General features: G+C 64.2%; 11 protein-coding genes and 1 pseudogene. 4 read left to right on the top strand and 8 right to left on the bottom strand.

The genetic code is table 11. The annotated features are described in order from the left end of the window. On the top strand, positions 1 to 648 hold a 648-nt coding region (locus tag EN994_RS03385; protein ID WP_164745801.1), incomplete at its 5' end, for an oxidoreductase C-terminal domain-containing protein. 30 nt (positions 649 to 678) lie between these two features. Here EN994_RS03385 and EN994_RS03380 read toward each other — a convergent pair. Beyond that, entirely contained in the window at positions 679 to 1,956 is a 1,278-nt protein-coding gene (locus tag EN994_RS03380) for a 4-aminobutyrate--2-oxoglutarate transaminase (RefSeq protein WP_013527918.1), read from the bottom strand. 244 nt (positions 1,957 to 2,200) lie between these two features. Here EN994_RS03380 and EN994_RS03375 point away from each other — a divergent pair, with 244 nt between their 5' ends. From EN994_RS03375 to EN994_RS03365, 3 genes are read left to right on the top strand one after another with little or no spacing between them, the layout of a single operon-like run. Further along, positions 2,201 to 3,340: an efflux RND transporter periplasmic adaptor subunit gene (locus EN994_RS03375; RefSeq protein WP_063169983.1), complete on the top strand. Its 1,140-nt coding sequence runs from the start codon at positions 2,201 to 2,203 to the stop codon at positions 3,338 to 3,340. Beyond that, on the top strand, positions 3,337 to 4,416 hold the full coding sequence (locus EN994_RS03370) for an efflux RND transporter periplasmic adaptor subunit (protein ID WP_024503446.1): 1,080 nt from the start codon (positions 3,337 to 3,339) through the stop codon (positions 4,414 to 4,416). The genes EN994_RS03375 and EN994_RS03370 overlap by 4 nt, the downstream gene beginning before the upstream one ends. Further along, positions 4,413 to 7,511 carry an efflux RND transporter permease subunit gene (locus EN994_RS03365; RefSeq protein ID WP_063169982.1) on the top strand — a complete coding sequence of 1,033 codons (3,099 nt, stop codon included), beginning with the start codon at positions 4,413 to 4,415 and terminating at the stop codon, positions 7,509 to 7,511. Before EN994_RS03370 ends, EN994_RS03365 begins: the two co-directional genes overlap by 4 nt. Before the next feature lie 12 nt (positions 7,512 to 7,523). On the opposite strand, the gene EN994_RS03360 is transcribed toward EN994_RS03365, so the two are convergent. The 7 genes and pseudogenes from EN994_RS03360 to EN994_RS03330 all read right to left on the bottom strand — a co-directional run. Further along, the gene (locus tag EN994_RS03360; protein ID WP_063169981.1) at positions 7,524 to 7,838 is read right to left on the bottom strand and encodes a hypothetical protein; all 315 of its coding nucleotides are present in this window, start codon (positions 7,836 to 7,838) and stop codon (positions 7,524 to 7,526) included. Positions 7,839 to 7,883: 45 nt separating this feature from the next. Beyond that, positions 7,884 to 8,633: an ABC transporter ATP-binding protein gene (locus EN994_RS03355; protein WP_013527922.1), complete on the bottom strand. Its 750-nt coding sequence runs from the start codon at positions 8,631 to 8,633 to the stop codon at positions 7,884 to 7,886. Beyond that, positions 8,630 to 9,475: an ABC transporter ATP-binding protein gene (locus tag EN994_RS03350; protein WP_063169980.1), complete on the bottom strand. Its 846-nt coding sequence runs from the start codon at positions 9,473 to 9,475 to the stop codon at positions 8,630 to 8,632. Before EN994_RS03350 ends, EN994_RS03355 begins: the two co-directional genes overlap by 4 nt. A 10-nt stretch (positions 9,476 to 9,485) precedes the next feature. After that, entirely contained in the window at positions 9,486 to 10,406 is a 921-nt protein-coding gene (nikC, locus tag EN994_RS03345) for a nickel transporter permease (protein WP_013527924.1), read from the bottom strand. Continuing rightward, the gene (locus tag EN994_RS03340; RefSeq protein ID WP_013527925.1) at positions 10,403 to 11,470 is read right to left on the bottom strand and encodes an ABC transporter permease; all 1,068 of its coding nucleotides are present in this window, start codon (positions 11,468 to 11,470) and stop codon (positions 10,403 to 10,405) included. The genes nikC and EN994_RS03340 overlap by 4 nt, the downstream gene beginning before the upstream one ends. A gap of 18 nt (positions 11,471 to 11,488) precedes the next feature. Further along, a pseudogene (locus tag EN994_RS03335) lies at positions 11,489 to 12,984 on the bottom strand (ABC transporter substrate-binding protein). A 408-nt stretch (positions 12,985 to 13,392) separates the two neighbouring features. After that, on the bottom strand, positions 13,393 to 14,414 hold a 1,022-nt coding region (locus EN994_RS03330), incomplete at its 5' end, for a lytic murein transglycosylase (protein ID WP_127307398.1).

The raw sequence follows: 14,414 nt of genomic DNA, 5'->3' as shown, positions 1-14,414 counted from the left end.
CTCACCGGCACCTCGATCGCCGGGCTCGAAGGCGAAAACGGTCATGTCGTGGCCGCGATCACCTCGTCAGGCGAAAGACTGCCGGCGCGCATGGTCATTGTCGGCATTGGTGCCGTGCCGAATGTCGAACTGGCACAGGAAGCTGGCCTCGGCATCGCCAACGGCATCCGCGTCGATCACCAGATGCGGACTTCGGTGCCGGAGATTCTCGCTATTGGCGATGCTGCCTCTTACCGTCACTGGTTCACCGGCGGCGACGTGCGGCTGGAATCGGTGCAGAATGCCACCGACCAGGCGCGGCTTGCCGCGCGCACGATATCAGGCCATGCCGACGCCTATTCTGCGGTGCCATGGTTCTGGTCCGACATCGGCGACATGAAGCTGCAGATGGTCGGCCTGACCGCCGGCGGCGACAGCCATGTCGTGCTGGGCGGCCTTCCCGACAACAAATTCTCGATCTACCACTATGCCGGCGACCGGCTGCTCGGCATCGAATCGGTCAACCGTCCGGGCGACCATATGCTTGGCCGCAAGATGTTGGGCGCCGGCTTCTCGCCGACGCCGCAGACGGTGGCCGCTGGCCCCGAGGGGCTGAAAGCGGCACTGGCTGCTTTCCTCGAGAATGAGCCCGCCAGAGCGGCGGGATAATTCCGTCCCTCAGGCGCGGCACCTTACTGATCAGGCGGCGCAGACTTCGCGGATCGAGCTTTCCAGAATGTCGAGTGCTTCGTTCATGACTTCGTCCTGGATGGTGATCGGCGCCAGGAAGCGGATGACGTTGCCGTAGACGCCGCAGGTCAACAGGATCAGGCCCTTGTCGAGCGCCTTCAACCGGATCGCATTGGCGATCTCGGCTGAGGGCAGGCCCTTCTTGACGTCGTTGAACTCGACCGCGTTCATGAAGCCGAGACCTCTGATGTCGACGATCTCGGGCACGTCGTCGCGGATCGACTGCAGCCGCTGTTTCAGCCTTGCGCCCAGCGTATTGGCGCGGTCGCACAGCTTTTCATCCTCGATCACGTCGAGCACGGCGTGCGCCGCGGCAACGCCGATCGGACTGCCGCCATAGGTGCCGCCGAGCCCGCCGGGGCCGGGCGCATCCATGATTTCGGCGCGGCCGGTGACCGCCGCCAGAGGAAAGCCGCCGGCCAGGCTCTTGGCCATGGTGGTGATGTCGGCGGCCACCTCATGGTGATCCATAGCAAACATCTTGCCGGTGCGGGCAAAGCCGGTCTGCACTTCGTCGGCGATCAGCAGCATGCCGTGCTGGTCGCAAAGCTTGCGCAGCGCAACCAGGAAATCCCGCGGCGCGTCGTAGAAGCCGCCCTCGCCCTGAACCGGCTCGATGATGATGGCGGCGACGCGCGCCGGATCCACATCGGCCTTGAACAACCGGTCGAGCGCCGCCAGCGAGTCGGCGACCGAGACACCGTGCAGCGGCACAGGAAACGGCGCATGGTAGACATCGCCCGGCATGGCGCCGAAGCCGACCTTGTAAGGCACGACCTTGCCGGTCAGCGCCATGCCCATGAAGGTGCGGCCATGGAAGCCGCCGGCGAAGGCAATGACCGCCTGACGGCCGGTGGCATTGCGGGCGATCTTGATGGCGTTCTCGACAGCCTCGGCCCCGGTGGTGACGAAGATCGTCTTCTTCTCGAACTTGCCGGGCAGCATGCCGTTCAGCCGTTCGGCCAGGCGCACATAGCTCTCATAGGGCACCACCTGGTGGCAGGTGTGGGTGAAGCGGTCGAGCTGTGCCTTGACCGCCTCGATCACCCTGGGATGGCGATGCCCGGTGTTGACGACGGCGATGCCCGACGAGAAATCGATATAGCGACGCCCCTCGACATCCCAGATTTCCGAATTCTCAGCCCGGTCGGCATAAATCTGCGTGGTCATGCCGACGCCGCGGGAAATCGATTGGTTCTTGCGTTCGGAAATGGCTGAATTCTTCATCGTATCCCTCACCGGGCCGGCGCCCGTCCTGTTTGATGCCGTTGAGATGTCTTCTGACCTTATTTCACGTTTTCCTCAAGTCGGCACCACCGGCAGGCGATTGGGCCTGCGGTGGGCAGATCCCGGCGCTTAGCCAGTCGGGCGATACACGTACGAGACCGGTTTCCTTTTCCCGGGGATCGACTATCCTCTGGATGGCCGCGAGGCACCGCGATCAGCGAGCGGCCCGCGGTCGGGAGAGCCCATGAGCAGGAACGTGACTTCGCCCGTCTCGCAGCCATCGGTCAAAGCTCCCGGTCTTTTGTCTTTTCCAGCCGCCCCGGCGCTTTTCGCCTGCACGGCGGCGCTGCTTCTGGCCGGCTGTCAGAAGCAGGAAGCGGCGGACAAGAAACTGCAGATCATGGTGCGCACCGAAACGGTGGCGATGGCCGACTATGCGCCAAGGACTTCGCTGACCGGGGTGATCGCGGCGCGTACGCTGAACAATCTGTCGTTCCGGGTCGGCGGTCGCGTCGCCGAACGGTTTGTCGATGTCGGCCAGCATGTCGATCAAGGCACGGTGCTCGCCCGCATCGACCCGCAGGAGCAGGAATCCGACCTGCGCTCGGCGCAGGCCGATCTTGATGCAGCCAAGGCGCAACTGACCCAGTCCGTTGCCGCCTTCGAGCGGCAGAAAACGCTGCTGGCGCAGGGCTTCACCACCAGGCGCGACTATGACGCCGCGGACCAGGCCCTGAAGGTGGCACAAGGCAGCGTCGAAGCCGCGCAGAGCGCTTTCTCCAACGCCCAGCAAAACCTGTCCTTCACCGAGCTCAAGGCCGGTGCCGCCGGCGTGATCACCGCCCGCCAAGTCGAAACCGGCCAAGTGGTGCAAGCCGCGCAAACCGTCTTCACCGTCGCCGAGGACGGCGACCGCGACGCGGTGTTCAACGTGCAGGAGACGCTGATCGCCAAGACACCGGCATCGCCTGCGGTGACGATCACGCTGTTGTCCGATCCGCAGGTCAGGGCAACGGGCAAGGTCCGCGAAATCTCGCCTGCGGTCGACCCGGCTTCGGGCTCGATCCGGGTCAAGGTCGCCATTCCCGACACGCCCGCCGGCATGCCGCTGGGAGCAGCCGTCATCGGCTCGGTAAGCGCCAAGCCGGCGAAGGCGATCCTGCTGCCCTGGCAGGCGCTGACGTCCAGCGGCGGCAAGCCGGCGGTCTGGATCGTCGATCCCTCGACCAAGGCGGTGACGATGGCGCCGGTCGAAGTGCTGGCGTTCAATTCGGGCACGGTCGTGATCGCCAGGGGACTGGACGAAGGCCAGAGCGTCGTCACCGCTGGAGGACAGCTGCTCAGCCCTGGACAGACGATCGAGATATCGGGAGCGGGCCAATGAGCCGGACGCCGCGCATCCTGCTCGGCGTGCTCATGCTCGGCGCGCTGGCATCCTGCTCCAGGTCGGAGGAAAAGCCGCCCGAGATCATCCGGCCGGTGCTGTCGATGGTGATCGAGCCGCGCACCACGCAAGTCTTCGGTTTTGCCGGATCCGTCGAACCGCAGGTCAGCGCCGATCTGGCCTTCCGTCTGCTTGGCCGGGTCGTCTCGCGCGACGTCCAGGTCGGCGACATCGTCAGCAAGGGCACGACGATAGCGGCACTCGATCCGACCGCGCTGGAGTTGTCGCTCCAGGCGGCCAAGGCGGAACTGTCCAATGCCGAGGCGCAGTTCGCCAACGCCGCCGCCAGCGAGGAACGGCAGCGCCAGTTACTCGCCTCGGCCAACGCCACGCAAGCTGTCTTCGACGCCGCGCAGCAGGCGCGCAAAGCTGCGGAGGCAGGTGTCGAGCGGGCCAAGGCCTCGCTTGCCAAATCGCAGGAACAGCTCGGCTATGCCAGGCTGTTCTCTGATTTCGACGGTGTCGTCACCGCTGTCGGCGCCGAAGTTGGCCAGACGGTCTCGCCCGGCCAGACGGTCGTCACCGTGGCGCGCTCGGACCTGCGCGAGGCGGTGGTCGACATTCCCGACCAATTGACCGGTGATCTCGCGGCCGGCACGCCCTTCCAGGTCATCCTGCAGTCGCTGCCGACGATCCAGACCGGGGCTAAGCTGCGCGAGATCGCACCGCAATCCGAGGGCTCGACCCGCACCCGGCGCGTCAGGTTGACGCTCACGGATCCGCCACAGGCCTTCCGGCTCGGCTCCACGGTGACGGCGACCCGCGTGACCAAGGTGGCACCGACGATCGAACTGCCCATGTCGGCGCTGTTCGAAAAGAACGGTTCCGCGAAAGTGTGGATCGTCGACCCGCAGACATCGAGCGTGAACGCACGCGACATAAAGGTCGCGTCGAAGAATGGCGGCACCTTCACGGTGACCGAGGGGCTGGAGGCCGGCATGCGTGTTGTCACGGCGGGCGTCCACAGCCTGAGCGAAGGCCAGAAGGTGACAGTGCCCGAGGGAGGGGCCTCATGAAAGGCTTCAATCTCTCCGACTGGGCGCTCAACCACCGCTCCATGGTCTGGTATTTCATGCTGGTCTTCGTCGTGGCTGGCGTGTTCTCCTACCTCAATCTCGGCCGTGAAGAAGATCCCAACTTCACCATCAAGACGATGATCATCCAGGCCAACTGGCCGGGCGCCTCGGTCAAGGAAACCGTGCAGCAGGTGACCGACCGGATCGAGAAGAAACTCGAGGAACTCGACAGCCTCGACTACACCAAGTCCGTCACCACGGCCGGCCAGACCGTCATCTTCGTCAACCTGAAGGACACCACCAAGGCACGCGATGTCGTGCCGAACTGGATTCAGGTGCGCAACATGGTCAATGACATCGGGGCACAGTTTCCGCAGGGTGTGCAGGGCCCGTTCTTCAACGACCGCTTCGGCGACGTCTATGGCAACATCTACGCCTTCACATCGGACGGGCTGACGCCGCGCCAGTTGCGCGACTATGTCGAGGATGCCAGAACAAAGATCCTGACCGTGCCCAACGCCGGCAAGGTCGACCTGGTCGGCGCCCAGGACGAAGCGATCTATCTCGAATTCTCAACCCGCCAGATCGCCGCCCTCGGCCTCAACCAGCAAGCGATCGTCGCCAGCCTGCAGGCGCAGAACGCGATCACGCCGTCCGGCGTCATCCAGTCCGGGCCGGAGCGCATCAGCGTGCGTGTCGGCGGGCAGTTCACCTCCGAGGAAAGCCTGCGCGCCATCAATCTGCGCGTCAACGACCGCTTCTTCCGCCTGAGCGACGTAGCGACGATCACACGCGGCTATGTCGATCCGCCGACGGCACTGTTCCGTTTCAACGGCCAGGACGCGATCGGGCTCGCCATCGGCATGAAACCCAACGCCAACCTGCTCGAATTCGGCGAGGCCCTGCACAAGGAGATGGACAAGGTGCTGGCCGACCTGCCGGTCGGCGTCGGCGTGCATCTGGTGGCCGACCAGCCGGTCATCGTCGAGGAGGCCGTCTCGGGCTTTACGCGTGCGCTGTTCGAGGCGGTCGCCATCGTGCTCGCCGTGTCGTTCATCAGTCTCGGCATGCGCGCCGGCTTCGTCGTGGCGCTGTCGATCCCGCTGGTGCTGGCCATCACCTTCACCGTCATGGCCTATCTCGGCATTTCGCTGCAGCGTATTTCCCTGGGTGCGCTGATCATCGCGCTCGGCCTTCTGGTCGACGACGCGATGATCGCGGTCGAGATGATGGTGGCGCGGCTGGAGGTCGGCGACAATCTGCGCAAGGCAGCGACCTATGTCTACACGTCGACCGCCTTTCCGATGCTGACCGGTACGCTGGTAACTGTCGCCGGCTTCATCCCGATCGGCCTCAACAACAGCGCCGCCGGCGAATATACCTTCACCCTGTTCGTGGTCATCGCCGTTTCGCTGCTGGTGTCATGGATCGTGGCGGTGCTGTTTGCGCCACTGCTCGGCGTCACCATCCTGCCGGCGACGATGAAAACCAAGCATCACGACCAGCCGGGCCGCTTCACCTCACTGTTCCGGCGCGTGCTTGTCGGCTCGGTGCGCCATCACTGGCTGACCATCATCGCCACCGTGTCGTTGTTTGCCGGCTCGATCGCCGGCTTCGGCCTGGTGCAGCAGCAGTTCTTCCCGCCATCGGACCGGCCGGAGCTGATCGTCGACTGGAACCTGCCGCAGAATTCTTCGATCGCCGACACGCGCGACCAGATGGAGCGGTTCGAGCAGCGGGCGCTGGTCGGCAATCCCGACATCGACCATTTCTCGTCCTATATCGGCCAGGGCGCGGTGCGTTTCGTGCTCGCCTATGACGTGCAGCCGGCCAACCCCTATTTCGGCCAGACCGTCATCGTCACCAAGAGCATCGAGGCCCGCAACCGGGTCAAGCCGGCGCTGGAAAAGCTGCTGCGCGAGGAGTTCGTCGGCACCGACGCCTTCGTCAAGCCGCTCGAACTCGGACCGCCGGTCGGCCGCCCCGTGCAATACCGCGTCGGCGGTCCCGACATCCAGACGGTGCGCGAACTGGCGCAGCAATTCGCCGGTGTCATCTCCGCCAATCCAAAGCTCGCTGCGCCGACCTTCGACTGGAACGAGCCGCAGCGGGTGCTGAGGGTCGACGTGCTGCAGGACAAGGCACGCCAGCTCGGCATCACCTCCTCCGACATCGCCAGCGCGCTGAACAGTACGGTCGGCGGCGCCACCATCACGCAGGTGCGCGACGCGACCTACCTGATCAATGTCGTGGCCCGCTCCCGCGGGGCCGAACGCGGCTCGATCGAGACGTTGCAGAACATGCAGTTGCCGACCAGCACCGGCGAGGCGATCCCGCTCGCGGCGGTCGCCAACTTCCGCTACGATCTGGAGCAACCGACGGTGTGGCGACGCGATCGCATCCCGACCATCACCGTGCGCGCCGGGCTGGTCGGCGACGTGCTGCCGGCCACGGTCGTCAACGAACTGAAGCCATCGGTCGATGCCTTCACCGCCAAGCTGCCGCCGGGCTATTCGATCGCCACCGCCGGCTCGGTCGAGGAGAGCGCCAAAAGTCAGGGACCGATCGCCGCCGTCGTGCCGTTGATGCTGTTCGTCATGGCAACGATCCTGATGGTGCAGTTGCAAAGCTTCCAGCGCCTGTTCCTGGTCGTGGCGGTGGCGCCGCTCGGCCTGATCGGCGTGGTGGCGGCCCTGGTGCCGAGCGGAGCGCCGCTGGGCTTCGTCGCCATCCTGGGCGTGCTGGCGCTGATCGGCATCCTGATCCGCAATTCGGTCATCCTGATCGTGCAGATCGAGGATCTTGTTCGAGAGGGCAAGGACCGCTGGGCGGCGGTCATCGAAGCGACCGAACACCGGATGCGGCCGATCGCACTGACGGCGGCGGCCGCCAGCCTGGCGCTGATCCCGATCGCGCGTGAAGTGTTCTGGGGTCCGATGGCCTATGCGATGATGGGCGGCATCATCGCGGGTACCGCAATCACGCTGCTGTTCCTGCCGGCGCTTTATGTGACGTGGTTCAGGATCAAGGAGCCGAAGGGCCGGGAAGAGCCACCCGTTCTGGAGAGCGGCGAACTGGCGCAAGGCTCAGCCTAAGGCTTTGCCTGATCATTCGTTGTCGTTGGAGGGCACAGGGCGCGACCTGGCGCGTTGCCATGGCGACGATTTCGAGGTGCGCCAAGCGTGCCAGCCTTCTGGCAAGTCCGCCAACGCCTGGATGCTTTCGTCCCGCTGCACAACGTTTTGCAAGCTGACGATCATGATATCGCCTTCGTCAACAGGTCCGGTTTCGCTGTTGTGGAATTGCCAACTGCCGTCGTCATCGTCATGTGAGACGTATGTAATCCAATCGCCGCGGGTAACGACTGCCCTATCCACAAACACCGCGACATTGGGCGGATCCGCAAACTTCCATTCCTCCATGGGAATTCCCCAAGATGGTTGTTCGGCGCAAAAGAGAAAACGAATTCAAGCGGTTCTCACAAACCCGTCGCTGGCCCGCAACAGATTGCGCGTATAGTCCTTGGTCACGCGGCGCTCGACAAGGTCTGCCGCCGCCAGATTCTCCACCGCCTCGCCGCTTTGCATCACCATCAGCCGCTCGCACATATGGGTGATGATGGCGAGGTCGTGGCTGACCATCAGGAAGGTCAGCTTGCGGCGCTTGCGTACCTCTTCCAGCAGGTTGAGCACTTCCGCCTGCACCGAGGCATCGAGCGCCGAGGTCGGCTCGTCGAGCAGCAGGATCGACGGTTCCAGAATGAGCGCACGCGCGATCGCCACGCGCTGGCGCTGGCCGCCGGAGAGCTGGTGCGAATAGCGAAACCGAAAACCGTTGCCGAGGCCGACTTCGTCGAGCGCCCGCTGGATACGCTTTTCGCCGTCGGCAAAGCCATGGATGGCAAGCGGCTCCTGCAGCAGACGGTCGACGGTCTGGCGCGGGTGCAGCGACCCGTACGGATCCTGGAAGACCATCTGCACTTCACGGTAGAAGGCCTTGTCGCGGCGCGCGCCGAGCGTCTTGCCGTTGACGACGATGCCGCCCGATGCAACCGGCGCAAGGCCGGCGATGGCCCGCAGCAGCGTCGATTTGCCGGAGCCGGATTCGCCGACCAGGCCGAAGGATTCGCCCGGCTGCACGTCGAGGCTGACGCCTTTCAGTGCGCGAAAACGGTCGAAGATCACTTCCAGCCTGTCGACGGCAATCGCAGAAGTCATGCCGCCCACTCCGGCTTGCGGTCGAGCACCGGCAGCGGGTGGCGGTCGGCACCGATCTTGGGCATGCAATTGAGCAGGCCGCGCGTGTAGGGATGCTGGGCCTGGCCGAGTTCGGACGCCTTGAGCTGCTCGACCACCTTGCCGGCATACATGACGATGACGCGGTCGCAGAAGGACGAGACCAGGCGCAAATCGTGCGAGATGAAGATCAGCCCCATGCCACGCTCACTGACCAGCCGGTCGAGGATGCCGAGCACATCGAGCTGCACGGTGACGTCGAGCGCCGAGGTCGGCTCGTCGGCGATCATCATTTCCGGACCGGCGATCAGCATCATGGCGATCATGGCGCGCTGGCCCATGCCGCCCGAAACTTCATGCGGATGCAAATTGAAGACGCGAGAGGGATCACGGATCTGCACCGCCTCCAGCATGGCCAATGCACGGTCGCGCGCCTCCGCCTTGCCGACCTTTTCATGGGTGCGCAGCGTCTCGACGATCTGGCGACCGATGCTCATCACCGGGTCGAGCGAATATTTCGGATCCTGCAGGATCATGGCGATGCGCTTGCCGCGCAGCTTCCTGCGTTCGCGTGGCGAGACGGTGAGCAAATCGATGCCGTCGAAGGCGAGCTTGTTGGCCGATATCCGCGCCTGCGGTGGCGTCAGGCCCATGATGGCGCGGCCGGTCTGCGATTTTCCCGAGCCGGATTCGCCGACGATGCCGAGCCGTTCGCGGCCGAGCGAAAAGGAAACGCCGCGCACCGCCTCGATCAGCCCGGTGCGGGTCGGGAAGGTGACGCGCAGGTCGTCTACGTTGAGAAGCGTTTTCGTTTCTCCGCTCATTGGTCGCCGCTCATTGGTCGCCACTCCGCGGATCGAGCGCGTCGCGCAGGCCGTCGCCAAGCAGGTTGAAGCCGAGGCTGACGATGAGGATGGCGAAGCCCGGCGCACCGGCCACCCACCACTGGTCGAGCACGAAGCGGCGGCCGGACGCGATCATCGTGCCCCATTCGGGCAGCGGCGGCTGCGCGCCGAGGCCGAGGAAACCGAGCCCGGCGGCGGTCAGGATGATGCCGGCCATGTCGAGCGTCACCCTGACGATCAGGGACGAAATGCAAAGCGGCATGATATGGCGCAGCACGATGCGGAAGGGCGAGGCGCCCATCAGTTGCACCGCCTTGATGTAGTCGGAATTGCGCACCGTCAGCGTCTCTGCCCGCGCGATGCGGGCGTAGGGCGGCCATGAGGTGATGGCGATGGCCAGCACCGCATTCTCGATGCCGGGGCCAAGTGCTGCGACGAAGGCCAGCGCCAGGATCAGCTTGGGAAAGGCGAGGAAGATGTCGGTGATGCGCATCAGGATGGCATCGGTCCAGCCGCCGGCATAGCCGGCCACCGTGCCGACCAGAAGGCCGATGGGTGCGGCGATGATGGCGACCAGGATGACCACGTAAAGCGTCCAGCGCGAGCCGTAGAGGATGCGCGACAGGATATCGCGGCCGAGATCGTCGGTGCCGAACCAGTGCTCGGCGCTCGGCGCCAGCAGGCGCGCGTTCTTCAGGTCGCCGAACGTTGGCGAATAAGGTGCCAGCACGCCTGCAAGGGCGGCAACGACCAGCAGGGCAATGATGATGAGCAGGCCCAGAAACGCCAACCGGTTGGCGGAAAAGCGCCGCCACGCCACATAGGCGCGGCCGAGCCTTGCCTGCATGCGCGAGGCCGGCCGCTCGCTGAGCAGCCAGTCGCGACGGCTCTGGATGGTGTCGACGCTCATGCGGACTTCGTCCTCGGATCGAGCACCCGATACAGCAGGTCGGAGAGAAGGTTGATGGCGATGAACACCGAGCCGATGACGATGGTGCCACCGAGCACCGCATTCATGTCGGCGTTCTGCAGCGAATTGGTGATGTAAAGGCCGATGCCCGGCCATGAGAAGACGGTCTCGGTCAGCACCGAACCTTCCAGCAGTCCGGCATAGGACAGCGCGATCACCGTCACCATCGGCACCGCTGCGTTGCGCAGCGCGTGGCCCCAGATGATGCGGGTTTCCGACAGGCCCTTGGCGCGCGCCGCGACGATATATTCCTGCGACAATTCGTTGAGCATGAACGAGCGCGTCATGCGGCTGATATAGGCGAGCGAGAAATAGCCGAGCAGCGAGGCCGGCAGGATGATGTGGCGGAAGGCGTCGTAAAAAACGTCCCACTGCCCCTGCATCGCAGAGTCGAGGAGATAGAAGCCGGTGATCGGCGTAAAGGTGTATTCGTAGACGACGTCGAGCCTCGCCGGGAAGGCAACCCATTGCAGCTTGGCGTAAAACAGCACCAGCCCAAGCAGCCCCAGCCAGAAGATCGGCACGGAATAACCGATCAGGCCGATGACGCGCACGATCTGGTCGATGAGGCTGCCGCGCCTGACCGCGGCCAGCACACCGAGCGGCACGCCGAACAACGCGCCGATCAGCGTTCCGAGGGTCGCCAGTTCCGTCGTGGCCGGAAGCGCCCGGCGAATGTCGGTCATGACCGGATTGGTGGTCAGCACGGAGACGCCGAAATTGCCGTTCAGCGCATTCTTCACATAGATGTAGAACTGCTCGATCAACGGCAAATCGAGGCCCATCTCGCGGCGCGTGCGCTCAACCACATTGGCCGGCGCCCGGTCGCCGAGCACCGCCAGCACCGGGTCGATTGGAATGACGCGGCCGATGAAGAAGGTGACCGCGAGCAGACCAAGATAGGTCGTGATCGCAATGACCAGGAAACGGCCAAGCGATGATGCAACAGCGACGGCGCGGGCGCTGCCGCGCCCCGCCGCCACTTCTTTTTCAACCGCGCTCATGCGGCGTGTCCGCGAGCACTATTCCTTGGACACCGGTCCGACGAAGTTGGTGTCGAAGCTCGGGCCGAGCGCAAAGCCCTTGAGGTTCTTGCGCAGGCCGGCCACTTCCAGCTGCTGGTGGATGACGACGAAGGGGCTGGTGTCGAGGATTTTCTTCTCGAGATCCTTGTACATGTCGGCGCGCTTGCCGGCATCCTTCTCGAGCAGTGCCGCTTCCGTCTGCTTGGTCAGGTCCGGAATGTCCCAGGCGTTGCGCCAGGCCAGCGTCTTGGTCTTGGCCCCATCCGAATTGTCCGGGTTCGAGGCAAAGGTCTGGGCGTTGGAGTTCGGGTCGAAATAATCCTGGCCCCATTGGCCGATATAGATGTCGTGGTTGCGGGCGCGGTATTTGGTGAGCGTCTGCTTGCCGTCGCCCGGGATGATCTCGAGCTTGATGCCGGCCTGTCCGAGCGTCTGCTGGATCGATTCCGCCATCCCGGTCGTCGGCTGGCCGGTGCGTACGTCCATGGTTACGCTGAAGCCGTCGGGCAGACCGGCCTTGGCCAGCAATTCCTTGGCCTTGGCGACATCGAGCTTGAACGGATTCTCATCCAATTCGCCGAGCACGCCCTTGGGCAGGAAGGTCTGATGGATTTCGCCGATGCCCTTGAGGATGGTGGAGCTCAAGGCATCATAGTCGACCAGATACTTGAACGCCTGGCGCACCTCCGGCTTGGCGAGGTTCGCGTTCTTCTGGTTGAGGCTGATGTAATAGACCGTGCCCTGGGCGCGCTGGTGGTGGTGAGGTCGGCGTTCTTGGCGACGGCGTCGAGGTCGTTCGGTTCGAGATTGCGGGCAACGTCGATGTCGCCAGCCTCGAGCGCCAGGCGCTGGCCCGAGCTTTCCTTCATGTTGCGATAAATGACGCGGGCAAGCTTGGCTTTTTCGCCGTAGTAATTGTCGTTGCGCTCGAGAACGACGGCTTCGTTGGCCCGCCATTCGCGCAGCTTGAAGACGCCGGAGCCGGCATAGCCGGTCTTCAGCCAGGCATTGCCGAAGTCATTGTCCCATTTGTAGTCGGCGCTCGGCGTGACCGAAGCGACATGCTCCTTGACCAGCTTGGCGTCGACCACCGAAGCCACCGTTGCCGACAGGCAGTTCAGCACGAAGCTCGGCGCATAGGCCTTGTCGACGGTGAACTGGAAGGTGCCGTCGTCGACAGCCTTGGCCTTTTCGGTGACGTTGTCACCGCTGATGCCAAACTGGCCGATGATGAAGGCCGGGCTCTTGTCGAGCTTGATGACGCGCTCGAACGACCAGGCGACATCGGACGCCGTGATCGGATTGCCGGAAGCGAATTTCAGGCCGGGCTTGAGCTTGAACGTGTAGGTCAGGCCGTCATCGGAGACGGTCCAGCTTTCGGCAAGGTCGCCCTTGACCTTGGAGGTGTCGCTGAGGTCGAGACGGACAAGCAGATCATAGGTGTTGCCGGTGACCTCGGCGGTCGACAGCTCGAACGCCTCGCCCGGATCCATGGAGATGATGTCGTCGATCGCGAAACCTTCGACCAGCGTGTCGGCGGGCGTGACCGCACCGGCGGGCGCGCCGGCCAGAAGCAGCGCCGACATGGCGGCACCCGCGAGCAGGAAGCGAGAGCGTAGAGCAAACTTTTCCATCATCATTGTGATTGTTCCCTGTTTTGTTGTTTGTTGACCTGAGTTCCCGGCTCAGGGTTGCGGAATTTTTTCGGGGCCTGGAGACGGCCCCTCTGCCCACTTACCGTCGTGGTTTTTGTCCAGTTGGTCAACACCATACCCGGCGGCCCCGTGGCGGGCAACGAGCATTTATACGACGGCTCATTGGGCCAGAAAGGCCGGTGGGGTGTCGACGCATAGGCCAGCCAATCGAGGCTGCCGATCGAGAAAAATCTGCTAATTTCGGAGCTATTTCAGCACTGCGACCAGATCGGCGTCAGGAAAGCAGGTGGCGGCGCGGCCGTTCTTGGCTTGCCATATGCCGATCGAGCGGCGGGTCTTGAAGCCGGGCAGGCCATCGGCGCTGCCGACATCATAGCCCTTGGCCTCCAGCGCCCGCTGCAGGGCGGCGATGTCCGAACGGTGCAGCCCGCCGATCGCGCCCCAGCTGCCGGCGAAGTTCTGATCGCCATGGGCGATGCGATCGGCGCCATGGCCGATGAACAGCGCGTACAGGTCGCTGGTGTTGTATTGCTTCAGCACGTAGAAATTGGGCGTGGCGACAAAGGCCGGGCCGCTGCGCCCTGCCGGCATCAGCAGAAAGCCTTCGGCCTTCAGCTCACTCACTGGAAACGGTTTGCCGCCGACGCGCTTGATGCCCATATCAGCCCATTGCGAGATTTTCTTGCCCTGGTCCGGGCCTTCCAGCGAACAGGAAACGCTTTCCGGCACCGTCACCTCGAATCCCCAGCCACGACCCTTTACCCAGCCATAGTGGACGAGATAATTGGCGATCGAGGCCAACACGTCGGGCGTCGAGTTCCAGATGTCGACGCGGCCGTCGCCGTCGAAATCGACGGCATGTTTCAGGAACGAGGTCGGCATGAATTGCGGCTGGCCGAGCGCGCCGGCCCAGGACGATTTCATCGCGCCGACCGGAGCCAGCCCGCGCTCGACGATCTCGAGTGCGGCAAGCAGTTCGGTGCGGAAGAAGTCCTTCCTGGTCGACATGAATGCCTTGGTGCCCAGCACTTCGAAGGCGTCATAAGGCATCTTCGCCGCGCCGAATCCGGTCTCGCGGCCCCAGATCGCCAGCAGCACTTCGCCCGGCACGCCATAGCGCTTTTCGATGGCCGCAAGTGTCCTGGCATTGGCGGCTTCGCGCGCGCGCGCGCCCGCCGTCACCGCGCGAACCGTCTTCTCGGCGAAATAGGCGCCGGGTGAGCCGAATTCGGCCTGGTGCTGCTTCTGGGGCGTGGCCGCCTTCTCGC

The sequence above is a fragment of the Mesorhizobium sp. M7A.F.Ca.CA.002.09.1.1 genome, from assembly GCF_003998555.1.
Taxonomy (GTDB): Bacteria; Pseudomonadota; Alphaproteobacteria; order Rhizobiales; family Rhizobiaceae; genus Mesorhizobium; species Mesorhizobium ciceri.
The sequence above is the reverse complement of the archived record's forward strand: the minus strand, read 5'-3'. Positions and strand labels throughout refer to the sequence as shown.

Excerpts from the sequence above, each read along its gene's own strand:
- EN994_RS03375 (WP_063169983.1), top strand. The coding sequence starts at position 2,201 with ATGAGCAGGAACGTGACTTCGCCCGTCTCGCAGCCATCGGTCAAAGCT.
- EN994_RS03360 (WP_063169981.1), bottom strand. The coding sequence starts at position 7,838 with ATGGAGGAATGGAAGTTTGCGGATCCGCCCAATGTCGCGGTGTTTGTG.
- EN994_RS03365 (WP_063169982.1), top strand. The coding sequence starts at position 4,413 with ATGAAAGGCTTCAATCTCTCCGACTGGGCGCTCAACCACCGCTCCATG.
- nikC (WP_013527924.1), bottom strand. The coding sequence starts at position 10,406 with ATGAGCGTCGACACCATCCAGAGCCGTCGCGACTGGCTGCTCAGCGAG.
- EN994_RS03340 (WP_013527925.1), bottom strand. The coding sequence starts at position 11,470 with ATGAGCGCGGTTGAAAAAGAAGTGGCGGCGGGGCGCGGCAGCGCCCGC.
- EN994_RS03355 (WP_013527922.1), bottom strand. The coding sequence starts at position 8,633 with ATGACTTCTGCGATTGCCGTCGACAGGCTGGAAGTGATCTTCGACCGT.
- EN994_RS03350 (WP_063169980.1), bottom strand. The coding sequence starts at position 9,475 with ATGAGCGGAGAAACGAAAACGCTTCTCAACGTAGACGACCTGCGCGTC.
- EN994_RS03370 (WP_024503446.1), top strand. The coding sequence starts at position 3,337 with ATGAGCCGGACGCCGCGCATCCTGCTCGGCGTGCTCATGCTCGGCGCG.
- EN994_RS03380 (WP_013527918.1), bottom strand. The coding sequence starts at position 1,956 with ATGAAGAATTCAGCCATTTCCGAACGCAAGAACCAATCGATTTCCCGC.